Annotated in this window: 17 protein-coding genes and 1 pseudogene; 15 read left to right on the top strand and 3 right to left on the bottom strand. The window is 27.8% G+C overall.

Translation table 11 applies throughout. The features are described 5' to 3' along the window. The first annotated feature begins 24 nt into the window (after positions 1-24). From ACTG44_RS11410 to ACTG44_RS11400, 3 genes and pseudogenes are all read left to right on the top strand, one after another. The gene (locus ACTG44_RS11410; protein WP_479920476.1) at positions 25-1200 is read left to right on the top strand and encodes a M20 metallopeptidase family protein; all 1176 of its coding nucleotides are present in this window, start codon (positions 25-27) and stop codon (positions 1198-1200) included. 106 nt (positions 1201-1306) lie between these two features. Then, entirely contained in the window at positions 1307-2056 is a 750-nt protein-coding gene (locus ACTG44_RS11405; protein WP_479920475.1) for an amino acid ABC transporter ATP-binding protein, read from the top strand. Positions 2057-2648: 592 nt separating this feature from the next. Continuing rightward, positions 2649-3920: pseudogene (locus ACTG44_RS11400) on the top strand (dicarboxylate/amino acid:cation symporter). Between the two features lie 169 nt (positions 3921-4089). Here the strand turns inward: ACTG44_RS11400 and ACTG44_RS11395 are convergent. Further along, a complete protein-coding gene (locus tag ACTG44_RS11395) occupies positions 4090-4794 on the bottom strand; it encodes a Crp/Fnr family transcriptional regulator (protein WP_044213616.1) in 705 nt (234 codons plus the stop codon). 161 nt (positions 4795-4955) lie between these two features. Between ACTG44_RS11395 and ACTG44_RS11390 the strand changes: the two genes are divergently transcribed. From ACTG44_RS11390 to ACTG44_RS11370, 5 genes are all read left to right on the top strand, one after another. Then, positions 4956-5684: an ATP-binding protein gene (locus ACTG44_RS11390; protein ID WP_479919041.1), complete on the top strand. Its 729-nt coding sequence runs from the start codon at positions 4956-4958 to the stop codon at positions 5682-5684. A 57-nt stretch (positions 5685-5741) separates the two neighbouring features. Next, positions 5742-7334 (top strand): hydroxylamine reductase, encoded by a 1593-nt coding sequence (gene hcp / locus ACTG44_RS11385; protein ID WP_021385025.1) that lies wholly within the window; start codon positions 5742-5744, stop codon positions 7332-7334. 359 nt (positions 7335-7693) lie between these two features. Beyond that, complete coding sequence (locus tag ACTG44_RS11380) at positions 7694-8599, top strand: patatin-like phospholipase family protein (protein WP_021385003.1); 906 nt, start codon at positions 7694-7696, stop codon at positions 8597-8599. A 125-nt stretch (positions 8600-8724) separates the two neighbouring features. Then, on the top strand, positions 8725-9678 hold the full coding sequence (gene msrA, locus ACTG44_RS11375) for a peptide-methionine (S)-S-oxide reductase MsrA (RefSeq protein WP_021385038.1): 954 nt from the start codon (positions 8725-8727) through the stop codon (positions 9676-9678). A 149-nt stretch (positions 9679-9827) separates the two neighbouring features. Continuing rightward, complete coding sequence (locus tag ACTG44_RS11370) at positions 9828-10958, top strand: helix-turn-helix domain-containing protein (RefSeq protein ID WP_479920474.1); 1131 nt, start codon at positions 9828-9830, stop codon at positions 10956-10958. Between the two features lie 148 nt (positions 10959-11106). Here the strand turns inward: ACTG44_RS11370 and ACTG44_RS11365 are convergent, their stop codons facing one another. Together ACTG44_RS11365 and ACTG44_RS11360 are read right to left on the bottom strand one after the other, a co-directional pair. Continuing rightward, positions 11107-12060 carry an L-lactate dehydrogenase gene (locus ACTG44_RS11365; protein WP_479920473.1) on the bottom strand — a complete coding sequence of 318 codons (954 nt, stop codon included), beginning with the start codon at positions 12058-12060 and terminating at the stop codon, positions 11107-11109. Positions 12061-12170: 110 nt separating this feature from the next. After that, positions 12171-13139 carry an L-lactate dehydrogenase gene (locus tag ACTG44_RS11360; protein WP_021385008.1) on the bottom strand — a complete coding sequence of 323 codons (969 nt, stop codon included), beginning with the start codon at positions 13137-13139 and terminating at the stop codon, positions 12171-12173. A gap of 347 nt (positions 13140-13486) precedes the next feature. On the opposite strand from ACTG44_RS11360, the gene ACTG44_RS11355 reads away from it, so the two are divergent. The 7 genes from ACTG44_RS11355 (at position 13487) to ACTG44_RS11325 (ending at position 19912) form a co-directional block, all read left to right on the top strand. Next, the gene (locus ACTG44_RS11355; protein WP_479919038.1) at positions 13487-13852 is read left to right on the top strand and encodes a hypothetical protein; all 366 of its coding nucleotides are present in this window, start codon (positions 13487-13489) and stop codon (positions 13850-13852) included. Positions 13853-14114: 262 nt separating this feature from the next. Further along, positions 14115-15314 carry a DHHA1 domain-containing protein gene (locus ACTG44_RS11350; RefSeq protein ID WP_479920472.1) on the top strand — a complete coding sequence of 400 codons (1200 nt, stop codon included), beginning with the start codon at positions 14115-14117 and terminating at the stop codon, positions 15312-15314. Between the two features lie 52 nt (positions 15315-15366). After that, entirely contained in the window at positions 15367-15867 is a 501-nt protein-coding gene (locus ACTG44_RS11345) for a GNAT family N-acetyltransferase (protein ID WP_021385039.1), read from the top strand. A gap of 96 nt (positions 15868-15963) precedes the next feature. After that, on the top strand, positions 15964-16281 hold the full coding sequence (locus tag ACTG44_RS11340) for a hypothetical protein (RefSeq protein ID WP_479920471.1): 318 nt from the start codon (positions 15964-15966) through the stop codon (positions 16279-16281). Positions 16282-16436: 155 nt separating this feature from the next. Continuing rightward, positions 16437-17396, top strand: a complete 960-nt coding sequence (locus ACTG44_RS11335; RefSeq protein WP_479916925.1) for a VanZ family protein — start codon at positions 16437-16439, stop codon at positions 17394-17396. 115 nt (positions 17397-17511) lie between these two features. Further along, positions 17512-18300, top strand: coding sequence for a putative ABC transporter permease (locus tag ACTG44_RS11330; RefSeq protein ID WP_021385009.1), 789 nt, complete (start codon positions 17512-17514; stop codon positions 18298-18300). 292 nt (positions 18301-18592) lie between these two features. Beyond that, positions 18593-19912, top strand: coding sequence for an aminotransferase class III-fold pyridoxal phosphate-dependent enzyme (locus ACTG44_RS11325; RefSeq protein WP_044213613.1), 1320 nt, complete (start codon positions 18593-18595; stop codon positions 19910-19912). The last annotated feature ends 48 nt before the right edge of the window (positions 19913-19960 follow it).

Genomic DNA, 19960 nt, shown 5'->3' with positions numbered 1-19960 from the left:
AAATAAGTTATGGAGGTATTTCAAATGATTGAAACTAAAATAAAATCTATCGCACTAAAAAATATGGAAAAAATCATAAAAATAAGACGACAGATACACAGTAATCCAGAGTTGGCATTTAAAGAATTTAAAACATCCAAACTTATAAAAGAAGAACTAGATAAACTTAATATAGAGTATATAGATGTTGCTGGTACAGGAGTATTAGCTACTATAAAAGGAAAAAATATTAGTGGTAAAACTATACTACTTAGAGCGGATATGGATGCTCTTCCAATAAAAGAGGAAAATGATTTAGAATTTAAATCAATAAATGATAATATGCATGCTTGTGGGCATGATGCACATGTTTCATGGTTGTTAGGAACAGCAATGATTTTAAATGATATAAAAGAAGAACTGAATGGAAATGTAAAGTTGCTATTTCAACCTGGTGAAGAAAAAGGTGGTTCTGATATTGTAATTAAAGAAAATGTACTTGAAGGTGTAGATGTATTAGCAGCTGGTCATTGTTGGCCAACTATTGAATCAGGAAAAATTGGAATAGCTAGAAATTGTGCTATGGCAGCAACTAATACTTTCGAAATAACAATAATCGGCAAGGGTGGACATGGAGCAGAACCTCACAATTGTATAGACCCAATTGCAGTTGGAAATGCAGTATATTCATCTATTCAACAGATAGTTTCGAGAAAAATTGACCCAGTTGTACCAGTAGTAGTGTCTGTTTGTTCTTTTAATTCTGGTGTTTCTAAAAATATAATACCAGATGTGTGTACACTTCAAGGAACTATTAGAGCGGTAAGTCAGGAAAAAGTGATTGAAGTAAGTAAGATTCTAGAAAACATAGTAAGAAGTGTATGTAAAGCACATGGAGCAGATTGCAAGTTTGAAAAGAGTGCTGGAGGAGATGCTGTTATAAATGATAAAAATATGATAGAACTGGGAAGAAAAAGCGCTTGCAAAATACTTGGAGATGAGAATGTTGAAATGATTGATTTCCCTGCAATGACAGGAGAAGATTTCGCTATTTATATGAAAGAAAAACCTGGTTTATTTATGTATATAGGTGTAGGAAATAAAGAAAAAAATATAAACTATAGATTGCACAATAATAAATTTGATATAGATGAAAAATGCTTGAGCGTAGCATCTTCCTTATTATCTCAGCTTGCAGTAGATTATTTATGTCAATTTTAGAGTATATTTATAAAATATATTTAGTCTGTTTTTAAAATTAATACTAATATATTAATTTTGATATCGAATATATTATTTATTATATTTATTAAAAAGGTGGATAACAATGATAAAAGTAGAAAATTTGCATAAAAATTTTAAAGGGACAGAAGTTCTTAAAGGTATAAATCTAGAGATAAATCAAAGTGAAGTAGTAGCTATACTTGGTCCATCTGGGACAGGTAAATCTACACTACTTAGATGTTTAAATTATCTAGTTGAGCCTACAAAAGGAAAGATAATGATTGGAGATGTAAGGGTAGATGTAGAAAAAGCAACAAAAAAAGATATAGCAAATTTAAGAAAACATACATCTATGGTATTTCAGAATTATAACTTATTTAAAAATAAGACAGCACTAGAAAATGTAATGGAGGCATTAATAGTAGTGCATAAAAAAAGTAAACAAGAAGCTAGAGAAATATCTTTAAAATTAATAGATAAAGTAGGTATGTTGGATAGGAAAGATTTTTATCCATCAAAATTATCTGGAGGTCAACAACAAAGAATAGGTATAGCTAGAGCAATGGCAGTAAATCCAAATGTAATATTATTTGATGAACCAACATCTGCACTAGACCCAGAACTTGTTGGAGAAGTGTTAAGCGTTATAAAATCGCTTGCAAAAGAAGGAATAACAATGCTTATTGTAACTCATGAAATAAATTTTGCAAAAGAAGTTGCTGATAAAATTATATTTATGGATAATGGTGTAATAGCTGAAGAAGGAGCTCCTAATGAAATATTTAATAATCCTAAAAACGAAAGAACTGCAAAATTTTTAAATATCATTAGGAAAGAAGAAGCATTTAATTAAAAAAAGTATAAGTTAATTATTTTAAGATATATAAAATACTCCTATTAAATTTATAAGTTAGATAATAGATTTAATAGGAGTATTTTTTTATTCTTAGATTTATTATTTAATTTTAAATTAGAAATACAACTTATTTGCCTTTGGTTTTAAAAATATTATAAAATATTTAAATACATAAAAAAACAATGTTTGATAAAATATCATACGTATTTGCAATAACATCTTAATGAAATAGTACAACGCAGTAATTAAAGTGACTATACTGAAATTTTATCTTAAAGTATAAATTATTAAACTTGAGAATAATTAAACTGTATTATATATATTTTTTTATCTTGTTTATTTTATTGAAATTGATATAGAAAAAAAGTTTTAAAAGTAGAATTTTATTAAGATTTATATATAGATATGAACTATTAGAAAAATATTAAAGATACAAAAAAACTATAGAAATTGACATATATTCCAGTATTTGCTAAAGTAGCTGTTGGGGAAAATTACAAAAATTATTAATGCGCATTAGATAATTTACTTTAATTTTTTTAGAGTTTTGGGTAATTTATAATATAAAACATTAGAAGGGAAAATATAAATGAGGGACTTTTTAAAAAATTATAAGTCATCAATTATACTTTTATCATGTACCATAATAGGAGCAATAGTAGGATTAGTACTTGGTCCAAAAGCTTCAATACTAAAACCATTTGGAGATTTATTTATAAATGCTCTATTAATGATAGTAGTACCATTAGTGTTTCTTAGTGTTTCTTCAGGTGTTGCTAGTGTAAAAAACATGGAACGCTTCGGAAAAATAATGAAGAATACAGCTATAGTATTTATGGGAACAACACTTGTAATTGCAGTTTTAGGTATTACATCTGCATTATTATTTAATCCATCTAAAGGATTAGATGTATCGAGTGTAAAAAGTTTAATGGTGGCTCAAGATGCAGAAACTTTAGAATCGAAAGGAACATTATTAGACCAAGTAGTATCAAGTATTACAGTTAAAAATTTTGGAGATTTATTTTCTAGTAGTAATTTATTACAATTAGTTATATTTGCAGTTTTAGTTGGAACAGCAATAGCTATGATGGGGGATAGGGGAAATACTATAAGAAAGCTCTTATCAGAAGGAACAGAAGCAATATTAAAAGTAGTAAGTATAGTCATGCTTTATGCTCCTATAGGGTTAGGCTGTTATACAGCTACAATAATTGGAGAACTTGGAAGTAAAATAATTCAAGGATATGTAAGGGTGTTTTTAATTTATTCTATAACAGCAGCATTGTATTTCTTATTATTTTACAGTTTATATGCTTTTCTATCTGCAGGAAAACAAGGGTTTAGGCAATTCTGGAAGAATGCTATAAAACCAATAGCAACAGCATTAGCTACTTCTTCGAGTTCAGCATGTATACCATCAAACTTAGAAGCTAGTAAAAATATAGGAGTTCCTGATGATATATCAGAAACAGTTATACCTCTTGGAATAAATATACATAAAGATGGGTCAGTTTTAGCAGTAATAATAAAAGTTGCATTTTTATCAGGTATTTTAGGTAGTGGTATGGCAAATCCAGCAACAATAGGTCAATTATTTGTAACCGTATTTGTTGTTGGAGTATTTATGGCTCCTGTAGCAGGTGGCTGACTTATCGGTGAGATGCTCGTGGTTAGCATCTTCGGATTTCCAGTGGAAGCAATTCCATTGTTGACAGTTATAACTACTATAACTGATATTCCTAATACTATATTAAATACAACTGGAAATACAGTAACATCAATGTTAGTTGCAAGATTAGTGGAAGGAAAAGATTGGCTTATAGATAAAACATCATTTACTACAAAAAAAATAAGCTAATTATAAAATTAATTAATATATATAGTTAATAGATATCTTAATTTTGATGAATTAGATATCTATTAACTTTTTGAATAAAAATGTAAATTTAAGATTCAAATATAATATTTATACTTTGAATCTTAAGTTTATATAATATCTTAAAATAGATAAAATTTAAATATATATTTTATTTTTGAAAACAGAATATTTCAAACTTATTTTTATTGAAATATAACAAACCTTCATCTCTCATCTTACCAAGCTCTCTTGACATAGAACTTCTATCAACACACAAAAAGTCAGCCATTTCATTTCTTGAAAAAGGAATTGTAAACTTGTTGCTACCTGTTTGCTCTATTTGTCGTGAAAAATACATAAGTAATTTTTCACGAGTAGTTTTACGAGAAAGTAATTCTATTTTATTGTGAAGTAAAATATTTTTTTCAGCTATTAATTGTAGCATGTTTTCAATTAATCTATTATGAAATACACATGTAGATGAACAAATACCAGTTACACTTTTAAACTTTATAAATAAAACTTCGCAAGAAGATGTTGTAGTTACTGTGACATTGCTTTTATGTAGTCTAGTACATGCAAATACTTCTCCAAATAAATCTCCAGGTAAGAGCTCAGCTACAATATTCCTATTACCTTCAATGTCTTCTTTTATTATATGTGCACTTCCTTTAAGCATAATTCCAATAGAAGTAACTTCACTTCCAACTGAGAATATTATGCTATCCTTTGGATAAATCTTATCAACAACACCTAGACATTCTAACATTGCTTCAAGTTCGTCGTTTTTAATTCCTTCAAATAGAGGAATTTTTTTTAGCAGATTTATATGTTTTTCTAAAAATTTTTTCAAATAATCACTTCCTTGTTGCATATGCAACCGATAATTTGTTTTTATTGTACTATACTAAATTTATAAAAGCAAGGAGATATAAAAATCATACTACAAAAACTTTGAAAAAAGATGTAGGTTTTAAAAATAAATACCTAAGAAATTAATACTTTAAATTAAAAAAATTTTATGAGGTGATATAAATGATGAGAAAAATAATTAAAATTGATGGGGAAAAATGTAATGGTTGCGGACTATGTGTTGAAGCTTGTCATGAAGAAGCTATAGGAATGGTAAATGGAAAAGCAAAACTTTTAAGAGATGATTATTGTGATGGTCTAGGAGATTGTCTACCAACTTGTCCAACAAATGCTATTTCATTTGAGTATAGAGAAGCTGCAGAGTATGATGAAGCAGCAGTAAAAGCAAACATGGAAGCCAAGAAAGCACAAAAGACAAATCTAGCGTGTGGATGTCCAGGTTCTCAGTCTAAATCTATAAATAGAGAAGTTTCAGATAGTAAACAGATAAACAATAATGTAGTAGTTGAAGCACAAGGGTCTCAGCTTAATCAGTGGCCAGTGCAAATAAAACTGGTACCAGCTAATGCATCATATTTAAAAAATGCAAGTCTTTTAATAGCAGCAGACTGCACAGCATATGCATACGGAAATTTCCATAATAAGTTTATGAAAAACAAAGTTACATTAATTGGTTGTCCTAAACTTGATGAAGTAGATTATGCTGAAAAACTTACAGAGATTTTAAAAGTGAATGATATTAAAAATATAGTAGTAACACGTATGGAAGTTCCTTGTTGTGGTGGTATAGTAAATGCTGTTAAGACAGCACTACAAAACAGTGGAAAGATGATACCATGGCAAATAGTTACTATATCTGTAGATGGAAAAATAGTAGATGAAGAAATTTAATTAAGTTAATTACAAAAAATATAATAAATTTTAATAAATAAAAAGGGAGGAATAAAGATGGAGAATATGTTTTGTTTTCAATGTGAACAAACAGCAGGAGGTAAAGGATGTACTATAAATGGGGTATGTGGTAAAAAGGGGGGTACAGCCAATTTACAAGATGAACTTACAGGAGTATTAATTGGTCTTTCAAGAGCAACAATTGGAAATAAAAATAGACCAACAAGTGAAACAGATAAAGTTATGATAGAGGGATTATTTACTACCATAACAAATGTAAGTTTTGATGATGAAGCTATAAAGAGACAAATTGAAAAAACTGAGATAGAAAAAAGTAAACTTGTACCTAGATGTTCAGACTGTGCAACAACTTGTAGTAGAAATGATAACTATGATATGAAGGATTTGTGGAGTGATAATGAAGATATACGTTCATTAAAGTCATTAATTCTGTTTGGTCTAAGAGGTATGGCTGCTTATGCATATCATGCAATGGTACTTGGTTATACAGACAAAGAAGTAAATGAATTTTTCTATGAAGGATTAATAGCTGTTGGAGGGGACTTGTCTATTGACGAACTTTTAGGATTGGTTATGAAAACTGGAGAAATAAACTTAAAATGTATGGAATTACTTGATAGAGCAAATACTGAAACTTATGGAACACCAGAGCCAACTCAAGTACCTATGAAAATTGAGAAAGGACCATTCATAGTAGTTACAGGACATGACCTTTATGATTTACACAAATTATTAGAACAAACAAAAGATAAGGGAATAAATATATATACTCATGGAGAGTTATTACCAGCACATGCATATCCAAAATTAAAAGAATATAAGCATCTAAAAGGAAACTTTGGTACAGCATGGCAAAATCAACAAAAAGAGTTTGATAATATTCCTGCTCCAATACTATTTACAACAAACTGTTTAATGCCTGTTAAAGATAGTTATAGAGATAGAGTATTTACTACAGAAGTAGTTGCTTATCCAGGTATGATTCATATTGATGAAGACAAAGACTTTTCTAGTGTAATAGAAAAATCTCTTGAACTTGGGGGATATAAAGAAGATGTTCATATGACTGGTATTAATGGAGGAGACACATTAACTACTGGTTTTGCAAGAGGTACAGTTTCATCTGTACAAGATAAAGTAATAGATGCTGTGAAAAGTGGAGATATAAGACACTTTTTATTAGTTGGAGGTTGTGATGGTGCAAAACCTGGAAGAAATTATTACACTGAATTTGTAAAGCAAGCTCCTAAAGATACTGTTATATTGACACTTGCATGTGGAAAATATAGATTTAATGATTTAGACCTTGGAGAAATCGGTGGTTTACCACGTTTAATGGATATGGGACAATGTAATGATGCTTATAGTGCAATCCAAGTGGCAGTTTCATTGGCAAATGCTTTTGACTGTGGAGTAAATGAGTTGCCTCTTAGCATGGTATTATCATGGTATGAACAAAAGGCAGTTTGTATACTTCTTACATTACTTCATTTAGGCATTAAAAATATCTATATAGGACCTTCTTTACCAGCATTCTTATCTCAGAATGTATTAGATATATTGGTTGACAAATTTGCATTAACTCCTATATCTACTCCAGAAGAAGATATGAAGAAAATACTAGGATAAAGAAAATAAATATATTTAAGAAGAGAAGTATTTGTAATTAAAATATTTTTAAATATAAGCAATTAAAATAAATAAGAGTTGTCTTTACTTAAAAGATAACTCTTATTTATTTTTTATAATATATTAAGGTACAGAAATTATTTTAATACATCAATTTTATTACTTATAATATCTAAAACAAATACGATATTCTATAATATTTATTTTAGATATTATAAGGTATGTACAGTACAAAGTACTTTAAATATCGAAATGGTAACATCGTTATATAGAACTTGCATAAAATATATATACTATAATGAAATTATTTTAACCGAAATTTAAAATCAATAAGGTATTTTATGTGGGGGTATATGTATATGAAGAATTCTAATTTTAATATATTAACTTTTGATGGTGGGGGATTAAGAGGAGCATTGAGTATAGCTATACTTGAGAGAATGGTAAATGAGTATCCAAATTTATTAGATAATATAAATATGTTTGGAGGTACGTCTACAGGAAGTTTAATCGCATTAGGTCTTGCGTATGGTGTAAGTCCAAAAGACATAAAAGAACTCTATTCAATAGAAAATTCAAAGCATATTTTCAGTAAAAGTTATGCAGAAATGCTGAGACCGAAGTATGAAAATAAAAATTTAAAAGAAGTTTTACTAAGTATATTTCCAGAAGAACTAGAATTAAAAGACTTAAAAAAATTAGTAATGATACCAAGTTTTTATATAGGAAATGAAGAAAACTCATGGAAACCAGTTTTTTATAATAATATGCCAAGTTCTCTTACAAAGACTAGTAAAGTTATAGATGTAGCAATGGCAAGTAGTGCTGCTCCAGTGTTTTTTCCAACGTATAATCGACATATTGATGGTGGAATAATAGCAACTGACCCAAGTTTAGCATGTATAATTCATGCCATTGATAGTGGGCTTAAACTTAAAAATACAAGACTTTTTTCAATAGGAACTGGATATGTATATAATAGTATAAAGGCAGATACTACTGAATGGGGAGCTATTGATTGGATAATTAATAAAGAACCCGATTTACCAATTATATCTATAACATTAGAAGGAAATTCTCAAATGAGCCAGTTGTTTTCTCAAAAGCTTCTTGGAGATAATTACTATAGACTAAATCCCAAAATGGAAAAAGATGTGGCTATGGATAATTATGATGAGTTAGAATACTTGATATCTTTGGGAGAAAATTGTGACATAAAAGATGCTTTTGGATGGATAAATAAAAAAAGTTTTTATAGAAAATAGATTTAATGTAGAATTATATTTATAAGAACTATTTTATCAATTGGATAAAAACAATAAAATACAAGATTATTAACCTACTTCTTAGGGAATAAATAAAATATAATTTTTTTTAAGGAGTGATAAAAATGATAAAACTTGCTACTTTTGCAGGTGGATGTTTTTGGTGTATGGTGAAGCCTTTTGATAAATATGATGGGGTTATAAAGGTAATTTCTGGATATATAGGTGGTCATGTTGAAAATCCTACATATCAAGAGGTATGTTCAGGAACAACTGGTCATGTAGAAGCTATTCAAATAACTTATGATGATGACATAATAAGCTATGATGAACTACTAAATATATTTTGGAAACAGATTAATCCTACAGATGATGGTGGGCAATTTGGTGACAGGGGAACTCAATATAAGACTGCTATATTTTATCATGATGAAGAACAAAAAAATATAGCTTTAAAATCAAAAGAAAATTTGGAAAATAGTAAAATATTCGATAGTGAAATAGTAACTGCTATAATTCCAGCAACTAAATTTTATGAGGCAGAAGAAAATCATCAAGATTATTATAAAAAAAGACCATTAAACTATAATATGTATTATAAAGGTTCAGGTAGATATAATTTTGTAAAAAGTCACTGGGATGGAAACAATATAAATAGAGAAGAATTAAAAAAGACTTTAACTCCTATACAATTTGAAGTTACTCAAAACGATATGACAGAGGTACCTTTTGAAAATGAATACTATGATAATGATAAAGAAGGGATTTATGTTGATATTGTAAGTGGAGAAGTTTTATTTTCATCAAAAGATAAATTTGATGCAGGATGTGGATGGCCAAGTTTTTCAAAGCCAGTAATAGATAAATCTATAGTTGAGAGAAGTGATTTCTCACAAGGTATGTATAGAGTTGAAGTAAGAAGTGCTAAAGGGAATTCTCACTTAGGTCATGTATTTGATGATGGACCAAAAGAAATTGGAGGTTTAAGATACTGCATAAATTCTGCCTCTCTTAAATTTATACCTAAAGAAGAGATGGAAGGTTTAGGATATGGAGAATATCTCAAACTTTTTAAATAATTAAAGTTATTTATTATAAGCTTAGATAAAAGATGAAAATATATATTTTCATCTTTTGTTTTTTTGTCAATAATATGATAAATTATTAATTGTAATCTTATAATTTATATTGATAGATTAAGAATTTAATTTTGAAAGAGAGAAAACAAATGAATTTAAAAGACTTTAATGGAAAGAGATTAAAATCAGCTAGAACTTTTAGAGCAAAGACTATAGAACAGTTATCCAATGAAACTAAAATAAATAAGAAAGATTTGAAGGCTTTTGAAGAAAATAAATATATTCCTAATATGGAAAATACATTAAAATTATCAAATGTATTAAATTTTCCAAAAGAGTATTTTTATAGAAATGAAAATATGAATGTTATTGTTGAGGATAGTCATTTTAATCCTCAATCTAAACTGCCTAGAGTAGAAGAAATTTCTTATAGAGAAAAAATGATAATTATTCATAAAATATACTCATTTATGGAGAGTTATATTAAGTTTCCAAAAGAAAATTTACCAAATAAAAGAATAATGGCGGATACTAATATAAATGATATAGAAAGCCTTGCATATAAAACTAGAGAGTTTTGGAATTTAAATAAAAGTCCAATAGTAAATATGGTAAACTTACTAGAATCTAATGGAGTTATAATATCAGGTATGAATGTAGATAAAAAAGGGGCGACAATCTTTACTCAAAAACAGAGAATTGGGAAAGAAGTTAAATACTTAATATCTCTTGGAAATGACAAAAAATCAGCAGCAATTAGAAATTATAATTTGGCATATGAGCTTGGCTATATAGTATCAAGTGAATTAAAAATACCAAATAAACAATTTTCAGCAGATGAGTATGCCTGTGTATTTTTATTACCTAAAGAGACTTTTTTGGAAGATTTAAGTCATCCAGAAGATGTGGACTATTATGTAGAATTAAAGAAGAAGTGGATTGTACCTATATCTGCTATGATTTTTAGAGCATATAATCTAGGAAAGATAAATTACAAAAAATACAATTATCTTATGAATGAGATGGATAAAAGAGGATGGTTAGTAGAAGAACCACTAGATAAAATGAAAGGCTCAAGCCCAACATATTTAAAAAAAGCAGTCGAATTATTGATAGAAAATAAAATAATGAGTACAAATAGTATAGTATCAAGTTTAGAAGAATTTGGAATAAATCTTTATCCAGAAGATTTAGAATTGTTGATGGGATTAAAAAAAGGATTCCTATCTCAAAATATAAATAAAAAAAGCAAAGTTATAAAATTTGGTGAAAAAAAGTAGATTGATATTTTAGTATTAAAATTAAAAGCAGGTATAAATAACTTGAACATTAACTTAGTTAATCTATTTTTGTTATGAGTATTTACCTGCTTTTAGTTAAAATTTTAAATACAATATTGCTCTAAAGCTATATTATTTTATTATCAATTTAAAGATTCTCAGCAACTTTAATGTATTTTTTTAAAATATCACATGACTTATTGAATTTATCTTGTTCATTCTCAGTTAAGTTTATTTCTACTATAGATTCAACTCCATTTGCACCAATTATAGCAGGCACACCAGCAAATACATTGTCTTGTCCATATTCACCATTAAGTAAAGTTGAGACAGGTATAATTTTTCTTTCATTGTGGAATATAGTTTTTACTATTTCTGTTAGGGCCGTTCCAATACCAAATTCAGTAGAGCCTTTACCGTAAAGAACATCCCAACCAGCTCTTGCTGTTTTTTCAGTTAATTCATCTAAATTTAATTTACCATAAGTATTGGGATTTTCTTTAATAATATCAAATAATGGTTTACCACCAACTGAAACATGAGACCAAGGAACCATTTGAGAATCTCCATGTTCGCCCATAGAATAAGCTTGTATTGATTGTTGAGGAATATTTGTTGTCTCTGCCAAAAGCCTTCTAAGTCTTGAGGAGTCAAGTGCAGTACCTGTACCTAAAACTTTATTTTTAGGTAAACCAGAAGTCTTCCATATATAGTCAGTAATTACATCTACTGGATTTGAAATTACAATGAATATCCCATCAAATCCAGCTTTAACAATAGGCTTTATTATCGTCTTTATAACATTAATTGTAGATTCAAGTGTATCTAATCTAGTCTGATTTTTTTCAGGTAACGGACCAGCACTTATCACTACAATATCAGAATCTTTACAATCATCAAGTGAGCCACTCTTTATTTTTATAGCATGTTTCAGATAAGAAACTGCATCAGCTAAATCTAAAGCTTGAGCTTTTGATTTGCTTTCATCTATATCAACCATTAGTAACTCATCACAAACCCCTTGAGTTACCAAGCTAAATCCACAATGCGAACCAACGTGGCCAGTTCCAATTATTGATACTTTCCTAGGTTTTATTGCCAAGTTTAACATCTCCTTACATTTTGTTTTATGTATACATATTATGATACTCTACGATAATCATAGAGTATCATAAATTATTTAGATAAAACTACTTTAAAATAATTTTGAATCTAAAGTGTTTTTGAAAGTGCAATATGCTCTCTTAAAACAGAGCAAGATTTACTAAATTCATTTTGTTCCTCTTCAGAGAGATTGATTTCAATGATTTCTTCTATACCATCTTTTCCGATAACACAAGGAACACCTGCAAATACATCTGTTTCATTGTATTGACCTTCTAATAGAGTAGAAATTGGTAGAATTTTTTTCTCATTATGTAATATAGCTTTTACAATTTCTACTAAAGCAGTACCTATTCCAAATTCTGTGCAATCTTTACCATTTATTATACTTATGCCTGTTTTTTTATTTTTTTCAACTATTGACGGCAAATCTAGCTTTCCATAAGTGTTTGGATTGTCCTTTATCATGTCTAAGATTGGTTTACCACCAATTGAAACATGAGACCAAGGAACCATTTGAGAATCTCCATGTTCACCCATAGAATAAGCTTGTATTGACTGTTGAGCTATTCCAGTTTCTTCAGATAGAAGTCTTCTAAGTCTTGTCGAATCTAAAGCTGTACCAGTTCCAATAACTTTATTTTTAGGAAAACCAGATTTTTCCCAAATATAATTTGTAACTACATCAACAGGATTAGATATGACTATAAATATGCCATCGAAACCAGAATTAATTATAGGTTCTACTATAGATTTTATCATTCCAATGGTTGGTCTTAGTAGGTCTAATCTAGTTGTATTTTGTCTACGTAAAGGTCCTTCTGAAGAGTCAGCAACACTTATTACTACTATATCTGAATCTTGACAGTCAGCAAAAGTTCCCTTTTCTATAGATACTTTATGTGGTAAATAAGAAACTGCATCAGCTAAATCTAAAGCTTGAGCTTTTGCTTTAGCCTCATCTATATCAATCATAAAGAGCTCATCACAAACTCCTTGAGTTATCAAACTAAATCCACAATGAGAGCCAACATGTCCTGACCCCACAATAGATATTTTTCTTGGCTTTATTGCCATTTTAAATCACTCCCCCTAAAACAACGACACATTTATAAGAAAATTATAATGTTATTAAAAGCTGTTTTTATATATTTAAATATTCTATTATTTCAGAAAATTTATTTAATATGATTTTATACTAAAATTTTTAAAAAAGCAATGTTAATGTACTTTATATTAATGAATGTTAAGTAATATATGTATATTAAAAATTATTAATACGTATTAAAATATGTAATGTCACTTATATTTAAAATATTTATGAGTTAAAAGATGCGTACAAATAATAATGACATTAGTTGATAATGAGACTAAGTTGAGGTATACTATTTCTTCAAATTAAAAAATAAAGGAGAAGATATATTATGAATGGCTATACAAAGGAAGAATTGATAGAAGCACTGAGAGTGGTATCTTCAAGTATTATTAATTGTGAAAAAGTACAACCAAAATTTGCAGAAGGTACTTCTCAACATTCCCTTCTTAGAAATAGAATAAAAGCCTTATATATTTCTAAGTTATTGATAGAATCTAAAGATATTATAGATAAATATACGAAAGAAGAATTAATAGAAGCTTTACCACCTGTAAATTCAATTATTAGCAAATGTGAAAAAGGACAGATAAAGTTTTCTGAGGGGACCTCTCATCATACACGCTTTAAGAATATTATAAAAGCAATGTATATTTCAAAATCATTAATAACAGATGAGATTAGTAAAAGAGATTAAAGCTTATTTTGTAATTTAACATGTTTTAATATACTTTTTATTATATTAAGAAAATAAGTAAGAATACATGTTATGAAATATTGGAATAATATACAATTATAAATTTGTTAACACTAATATCTATATGTTAAAATATAGTAGAAGATGATTTTTAAAGAATTAGTATGAGTTCTATTTTAATACAATTAAATTAAGTATAGCTTGAAATTTGTATTTAAAAAGTAAAGTAGTCTAGAATTAAGAAAATGGAGATAGGATTAAAATGGAAAAGTTATATTATACAGACCAGTATATAAGAGATTTTACAGCAGAAATAATTGAAATAAAAGAAGTAGAAAATAAGTATCATGTTTTGTTAGATAAGACAGCGTTTTTTCCTGGGGGAGGAGGTCAGTTTGGAGACCTAGGAAGAATAGATAATTATGATGTAATAAGTGTGTATGAAGATGGGAAAAAAGTATATCATGTGTTAGACAAAAAACCTATAAAGATACATAAGGTAAAGTGTAGTATTGATTGGGATAGAAGAGAAGATGGAATGCATCAACATTTTGGACAACACGTATTATCTGGATGTTTTTTTAAAACCTTTAATGCAAATACGACAGGTTTTCATCTTGGAAATGAGTATAGTACAGTAGATATAGAAGGTAATTTAGATGAGGATAAAATTAGGGAGATAGAGTTACTTGCCAATGAAATTATTCGTCAGAATATACAGGTAGAGACATTACTTCCAACAAAGAAAGAATTAAAAAAAATTTGGATAAGACGTGATTTACCAAATACTGATGAAGAGATAAGAGTAGTAAAAATAGGTGATTTAGATACGAATGCATGTTGTGGAGTGCATCCAAAATCAACTGGCGAATTGAGAATGATAAAAATAAAGAAATGGGAAAAGCATAAGTCAAGTACAAGAATAGAATTTTTAGCAGGTAAAAGGGCAGTAGATGAAGTATTAAAAAGGGATATATATTTAACTAAAATATGTAGATATTTGAGTTGTAGTGAAGAAGATGCTATAAATGGTATCGTAAATTTAAACAATAAAGTAGAAGAAGCTCTAAGTAAAAAAAGAAAACTTGAAGAAGTAGTAGCTAACTATCAAGTTAAAGAAATGATTGAAAATGCAAGTAAAATTGATACTGTTTCAGTTATTAAAAAGGTCTATGATAATGAAGATTTAAAATATGTAAATAAAATAGCAAATAAGATTACAGAAGATGAAAATAAGATTGCACTATTAGCGGTTAAGTTTGAGGATAAAATAAACCTAGTTTTTGCATGTTCTAAAAATTTGAAAAACATTAACATGGGAAGTTTATTAAAAGACGCAATAAGCCTTATAGATGGTAAAGGTGGAGGAAGTCAAGTATTAGCTCAAGGTGGAGGAAAAAATAATGGGAATTTGGAAGCTACATTTGACTATGCATTTATGAAGATAGAAAAGACACTATAAATATGTTTAAGCAAAAACATCAATGTAATAAAATAGATATGGGGGAATAAATATGGAGCAACAAAAGGATTACATAGAGTTATACGAAAATGAAGAATTAATAGAGATAAGGGAAGCTCGTATAGATGATTTGGATGTAATAGCAAAATTTAACTATAATTTAGCTAAAGAAACTGAAGGAAAAGAGCTTGATATGGATGTTCTTACTAAAGGTGTAAAAGCATTATTGTTAGATGAAAGAAAAGGTAAATATCATGTCTATACAGTGTTTGATAAGGTTGTTGCACAGATTATGTATACATATGAGTGGAGCGATTGGCGAAATGGAAATTTTCTTTGGATTCAGAGCGTATACGTAGAGAAAGAATATAGAAGAAAAGGTATCTTTAATTATTTATTTAATTATATAAAAAATATGTGTGATAGAGATGAAAATATTGTTGGGATGAGATTATATGTAGAAAAAGAAAACATAAATGCAAAAGCAACATATGAGTCTTTAAATATGTATGAGTGTGATTATAATATGTATGAATATGAGGTAATACACTAGTAATATAAACCTATAATATTATAGGCGTTATTAGTATATTGATAATTATGTGAAATAAATCTGATATTATAATTATAATTTTTAGGGGGTATAAAAATGGACGTTTTCAAAGGAATGTTTTATGTATTTTTATTTTTAGATTTAGTATCAATATTTTGCTTCTTTTTTAATAAAGGAAAAATAGCATCTAATAAAATTATATTTAATGCAATAGGAGTACTTACATTTGTACTTTGTTTTATGCTTTTTAGTTATTATCCAAATAATAATATTCTTGGTAAATTTATTGCATCTATATTTTTTATATTTGGGATTTCTGGGGTTATGTTAAAAGAGAAAAACTTTTTATATGCTAGACTTCTTTTAACCTTGGTTATTGTTTCTTCTACACTTATATTGTTCGTTGTTCAATAGGAGATATTTGTATAAGAATTTGTTAAGGTCTACACTTTTAAGTGTAGGCTTTTTTATGTTTTTAATAAATATTTAAGAAAATTTTAAGAAAATTTTAAAATCGTCTTAAATATTTATTGTTACCATTTAAATATTAAGAGAGAAGGTGCTTATCAGTGGTAGAAAATAAAAAATTAGAAAAATTCTTGCTATCAATTGTATATATAATATTTTTTGTATATATTCTAGTGCTTATAAGAATAATTTTATTTAAAGATGTACCAATTTACACTATTTCCAAAGGAATATTTAGGTCTGTAAATTTAATCCCATTTTACACAATATGGGAATTTATCACAGACAGTAATATTAGCTTTATGAGAGCTATTGCAAATATCATAGGAAATGTATGCATATTTATTCCGATGGGAATTTTCTTTCCTATATTATTTAAAAAGTTAAGTAAAAGAAACATTTTTACAGTAATTGTATTTATTAGTTTAGCATTTGAAGCAATACAATATATTTTTGCTCTTGGAAGTAGTGATATAGACGATATTATTTTAAATTCATTGGGTGGTATAATTGGTATTACTATTTACATAAATATGACTAAATTATTTCCTAATAATATAACAAAATTCAAGGCTATAATAGGTACTAGCTTGGTTTTAGGAGTTATAGGATTAGGAATTATTTCTATAAATTATCAAGATTTACTAAAGCTTAGATTTAAACCAGATAAAAAAGTATCAAAAATATTAATTGAAGAAAATAAAGAAATAATTAAAGATATAAATAAAGATGAAGTGGACATAATTGGTACATTTGAGAACTTTGAAAAAGGCGCAATAACCATTAAAACAGGTTCTAGTAATAGAGTTAAGAGACCAGAAAATATAATTGATAGTAATGGAAACATAAGAATTTATTTAAATGAAAATACAAGATTAGTATCCTATGTTATTACTGAAGAATCAAAAAGTGACATAGTTAAATATCAGGAATTTGATGTGAAGAATTTACCCTTGTTAAGGAAATATGATGCATTTTATGTTTGGATTGATAAAGAAAACCAATCAAAAGATAAACATGGAATTGTGGCTAGTAAATTGTTAATTGGATTGAATGAATAGGATATTAATTAAAAATAAAAGAATAACAAATATAAAAAACGAAAAAACTATTTCTATAATTATTTTTACATTATGCATAAAATAAGACAACTTAGTGAAGGAGTAGAGATAAATTATGGAAATAATAAGGTATATCTTATACTTTTTTATATATTCTTTTTTAGGATGGATAGTAGAAAGTATAGGATGTTCTATAGCAAGTAAAAGAATAATTAATAGAGGCTTTTTAAATGGTCCAATATGTCCTGTTTATGGCTTTGGAGCAGTAATTGTAATATCACTATTGGGAAGGTTTGATAATATAATCATAATATTTCTCTTAGGTATGATTTTAACTACAATATTAGAATACTTTACAGGATTTATTCTAGAAACCTTATTTCATGCAAAATGGTGGGATTATTCTGACAGAAAATTCAATATAAAGGGTAGAGTATGTTTAAAAAATGCAATATACTTTGGTATAATGTCTGTTTTAATAATAAAATTAATACATCCATTTATAAAGTATTTTGTAGGAACAATTCCATATAGAATATTAATATCAATAGCTGTAGTTACAACACTTTGGACTATGCTTGATTTGATTGTTACTATTATAACACTTAAAAAATTGGATATAAAGTTAAGCTTGCTAGATGAGATAATTACAGACCTTAATGATATAAATGTGAAGCTTGATAAATTTGATAGAGGAGAGATACAGTCTTTATTTAAAACAGTAAATAATGATGAATTAGAAACTAGAGAAAAAATAAACAAAATAAACAGTAAATTAGACCGTATAGAATCCAATATCATATTACAAAAAAGAGTTATCAAAGCTTTCCCATATATAAAACATAAAAAACAACAAGAGCAATTAGAGCATTTTAAAGAGATTATTAGGGAGAGTAAAAGATGATTATATAATTTAATAAAAAATAAACAGAATAATAGTATTTATAAGTTAATTTGCAAAGGACTCTATAAAAATAGAATAGAGTCCTTTATTTTTTGTGGAATAATGTTTATTTGATAAGAATAAAATATATTGTTTCTGAATAACAAATATTTTGAAAATTATAAAAACATATATTGACAATTTGTGCCAAAGATAATAACATTAAGTATATAAAGAATTTTATATGAGAATATCTTTATAAATCGCAATAATTTTAAAACATAAATCTATTTAAAGAGGGGATGATTTGCCAATGAGCGAGATAACTAGTCAAATGATAAGTACAGAAGAAAAAAAATATGTTGCTAAAACTCAAAAAATACCTTACTATCCAGTAGCATTTAAATCAGGTGATGGTGCAATGTTATATGATTATGAAGGTAATGAGTATGTTGATTTTTTAGCAAGTGCAGGCTCTGCGAATGTAGGTCATGGAAATAAGGAAATCTCACAAGCAGTTAAAGAACAAATGGATGATATTACACAATATACACTTGCGTATTTCCATAGTGATCCTCCTGTAAAATTAGCTGAGAAGCTTGTGGAAATAGCCCCTGGAGATAATGATAAAAAAGTATTATACAGTGCAACAGGTTCTGCTTGTATAGATGCTGCTATAAAACTAGCAAGAGGGTATACTGGAAGAACAAAAATAATATCTATGTATGAATCTTATCATGGAAGTACTTATGGAGCTATATCTATATCTGCATTAAGTACAAATATGAGAAGAAAAATGGGTCCATTATTACCAGAAGTTTATCACTTCCACTATCCTGATAAAAATAGAACAGCTAAAGAATGTTTAGATGAGATAGAATATGCTTTTGCACACTATCTACCAGCAGAAGAAGTAGCTGCAATATTTATAGAACCAATTGCAGGAGATGCAGGAATAATAGTGCCTCCAGTAGAGTGGGTACAAGGTTTAAGTAAAATATGTAAAGAAAATGGAATACTACTTATAAGTGATGAAATACAACAAGGTATGGGAAGAACAGGTAAGTGGTTTGGTATAGAAAATTTTGGTGTTGAAGCAGACCTTCTAGTTCTTGGAAAATCTGTTGGAGGTGGATTACCTTTAGGAGCAGTTGTTGGAAGAACTGAGATAATGCAAAGTCTTGATGCACCAGCACATCTATTTACTTTAGCTGGAAATACAACAGTATGTGTAGCTGCTTTAAAATCTATAGAAATAATCGAAAGAGAAAACTTACTTCAAAAGAGTATAGAAATGGGAGATTATATTAAAGCAGGATTTGAGAAATTAAGAGAAAAATACGATATAATTGGAGAAATAAGAGCTTTAGGGTTATCTATAGGAGTTGATATAGTTAAAGGAAATGGTTCTAATGAAAAAAATCCAGATGCTACAGCTAAGATATGCTACAGATGTATACAAACTGGTTTAATAATGATATTCTTAGGACAATCTACTTTAAGAGTACAACCTCCTCTAGTAATAACTAAGGAACAAGTAGATAAAGCAATGAGCATCATAGATTCTGCAATAGATGATTACTTAAATGGTAGAATTGGTGATGAAGTATATGAAGTAACTCAAGGTTGGTAAAATAAATATTAAATAAAAATAAGAGTTATCTCAGTTTTAGAAAGTGAT

The organism is Clostridioides sp. LIBA-2809, from assembly GCF_056688965.1.
The sequence above is the reverse complement of the archived record's forward strand: the minus strand, read 5'-3'. Positions and strand labels throughout refer to the sequence as shown.

Coding starts and splice junctions, on each gene's coding strand:
- ACTG44_RS11410 (WP_479920476.1), top strand. CDS start 25: ATGATTGAAACTAAAATAAAATCTATCGCACTAAAAAATATGGAAAAA.
- ACTG44_RS11405 (WP_479920475.1), top strand. CDS start 1,307: ATGATAAAAGTAGAAAATTTGCATAAAAATTTTAAAGGGACAGAAGTT.
- ACTG44_RS11395 (WP_044213616.1), bottom strand. CDS start 4,794: ATGCAACAAGGAAGTGATTATTTGAAAAAATTTTTAGAAAAACATATA.
- ACTG44_RS11390 (WP_479919041.1), top strand. CDS start 4,956: ATGATGAGAAAAATAATTAAAATTGATGGGGAAAAATGTAATGGTTGC.
- hcp (WP_021385025.1), top strand. CDS start 5,742: ATGGAGAATATGTTTTGTTTTCAATGTGAACAAACAGCAGGAGGTAAA.
- ACTG44_RS11380 (WP_021385003.1), top strand. CDS start 7,694: ATGAAGAATTCTAATTTTAATATATTAACTTTTGATGGTGGGGGATTA.
- msrA (WP_021385038.1), top strand. CDS start 8,725: ATGATAAAACTTGCTACTTTTGCAGGTGGATGTTTTTGGTGTATGGTG.
- ACTG44_RS11370 (WP_479920474.1), top strand. CDS start 9,828: ATGAATTTAAAAGACTTTAATGGAAAGAGATTAAAATCAGCTAGAACT.
- ACTG44_RS11360 (WP_021385008.1), bottom strand. CDS start 13,139: ATGGCAATAAAGCCAAGAAAAATATCTATTGTGGGGTCAGGACATGTT.
- ACTG44_RS11355 (WP_479919038.1), top strand. CDS start 13,487: ATGAATGGCTATACAAAGGAAGAATTGATAGAAGCACTGAGAGTGGTA.
- ACTG44_RS11350 (WP_479920472.1), top strand. CDS start 14,115: ATGGAAAAGTTATATTATACAGACCAGTATATAAGAGATTTTACAGCA.
- ACTG44_RS11345 (WP_021385039.1), top strand. CDS start 15,367: ATGGAGCAACAAAAGGATTACATAGAGTTATACGAAAATGAAGAATTA.
- ACTG44_RS11340 (WP_479920471.1), top strand. CDS start 15,964: ATGGACGTTTTCAAAGGAATGTTTTATGTATTTTTATTTTTAGATTTA.
- ACTG44_RS11330 (WP_021385009.1), top strand. CDS start 17,512: ATGGAAATAATAAGGTATATCTTATACTTTTTTATATATTCTTTTTTA.
- ACTG44_RS11325 (WP_044213613.1), top strand. CDS start 18,593: ATGAGCGAGATAACTAGTCAAATGATAAGTACAGAAGAAAAAAAATAT.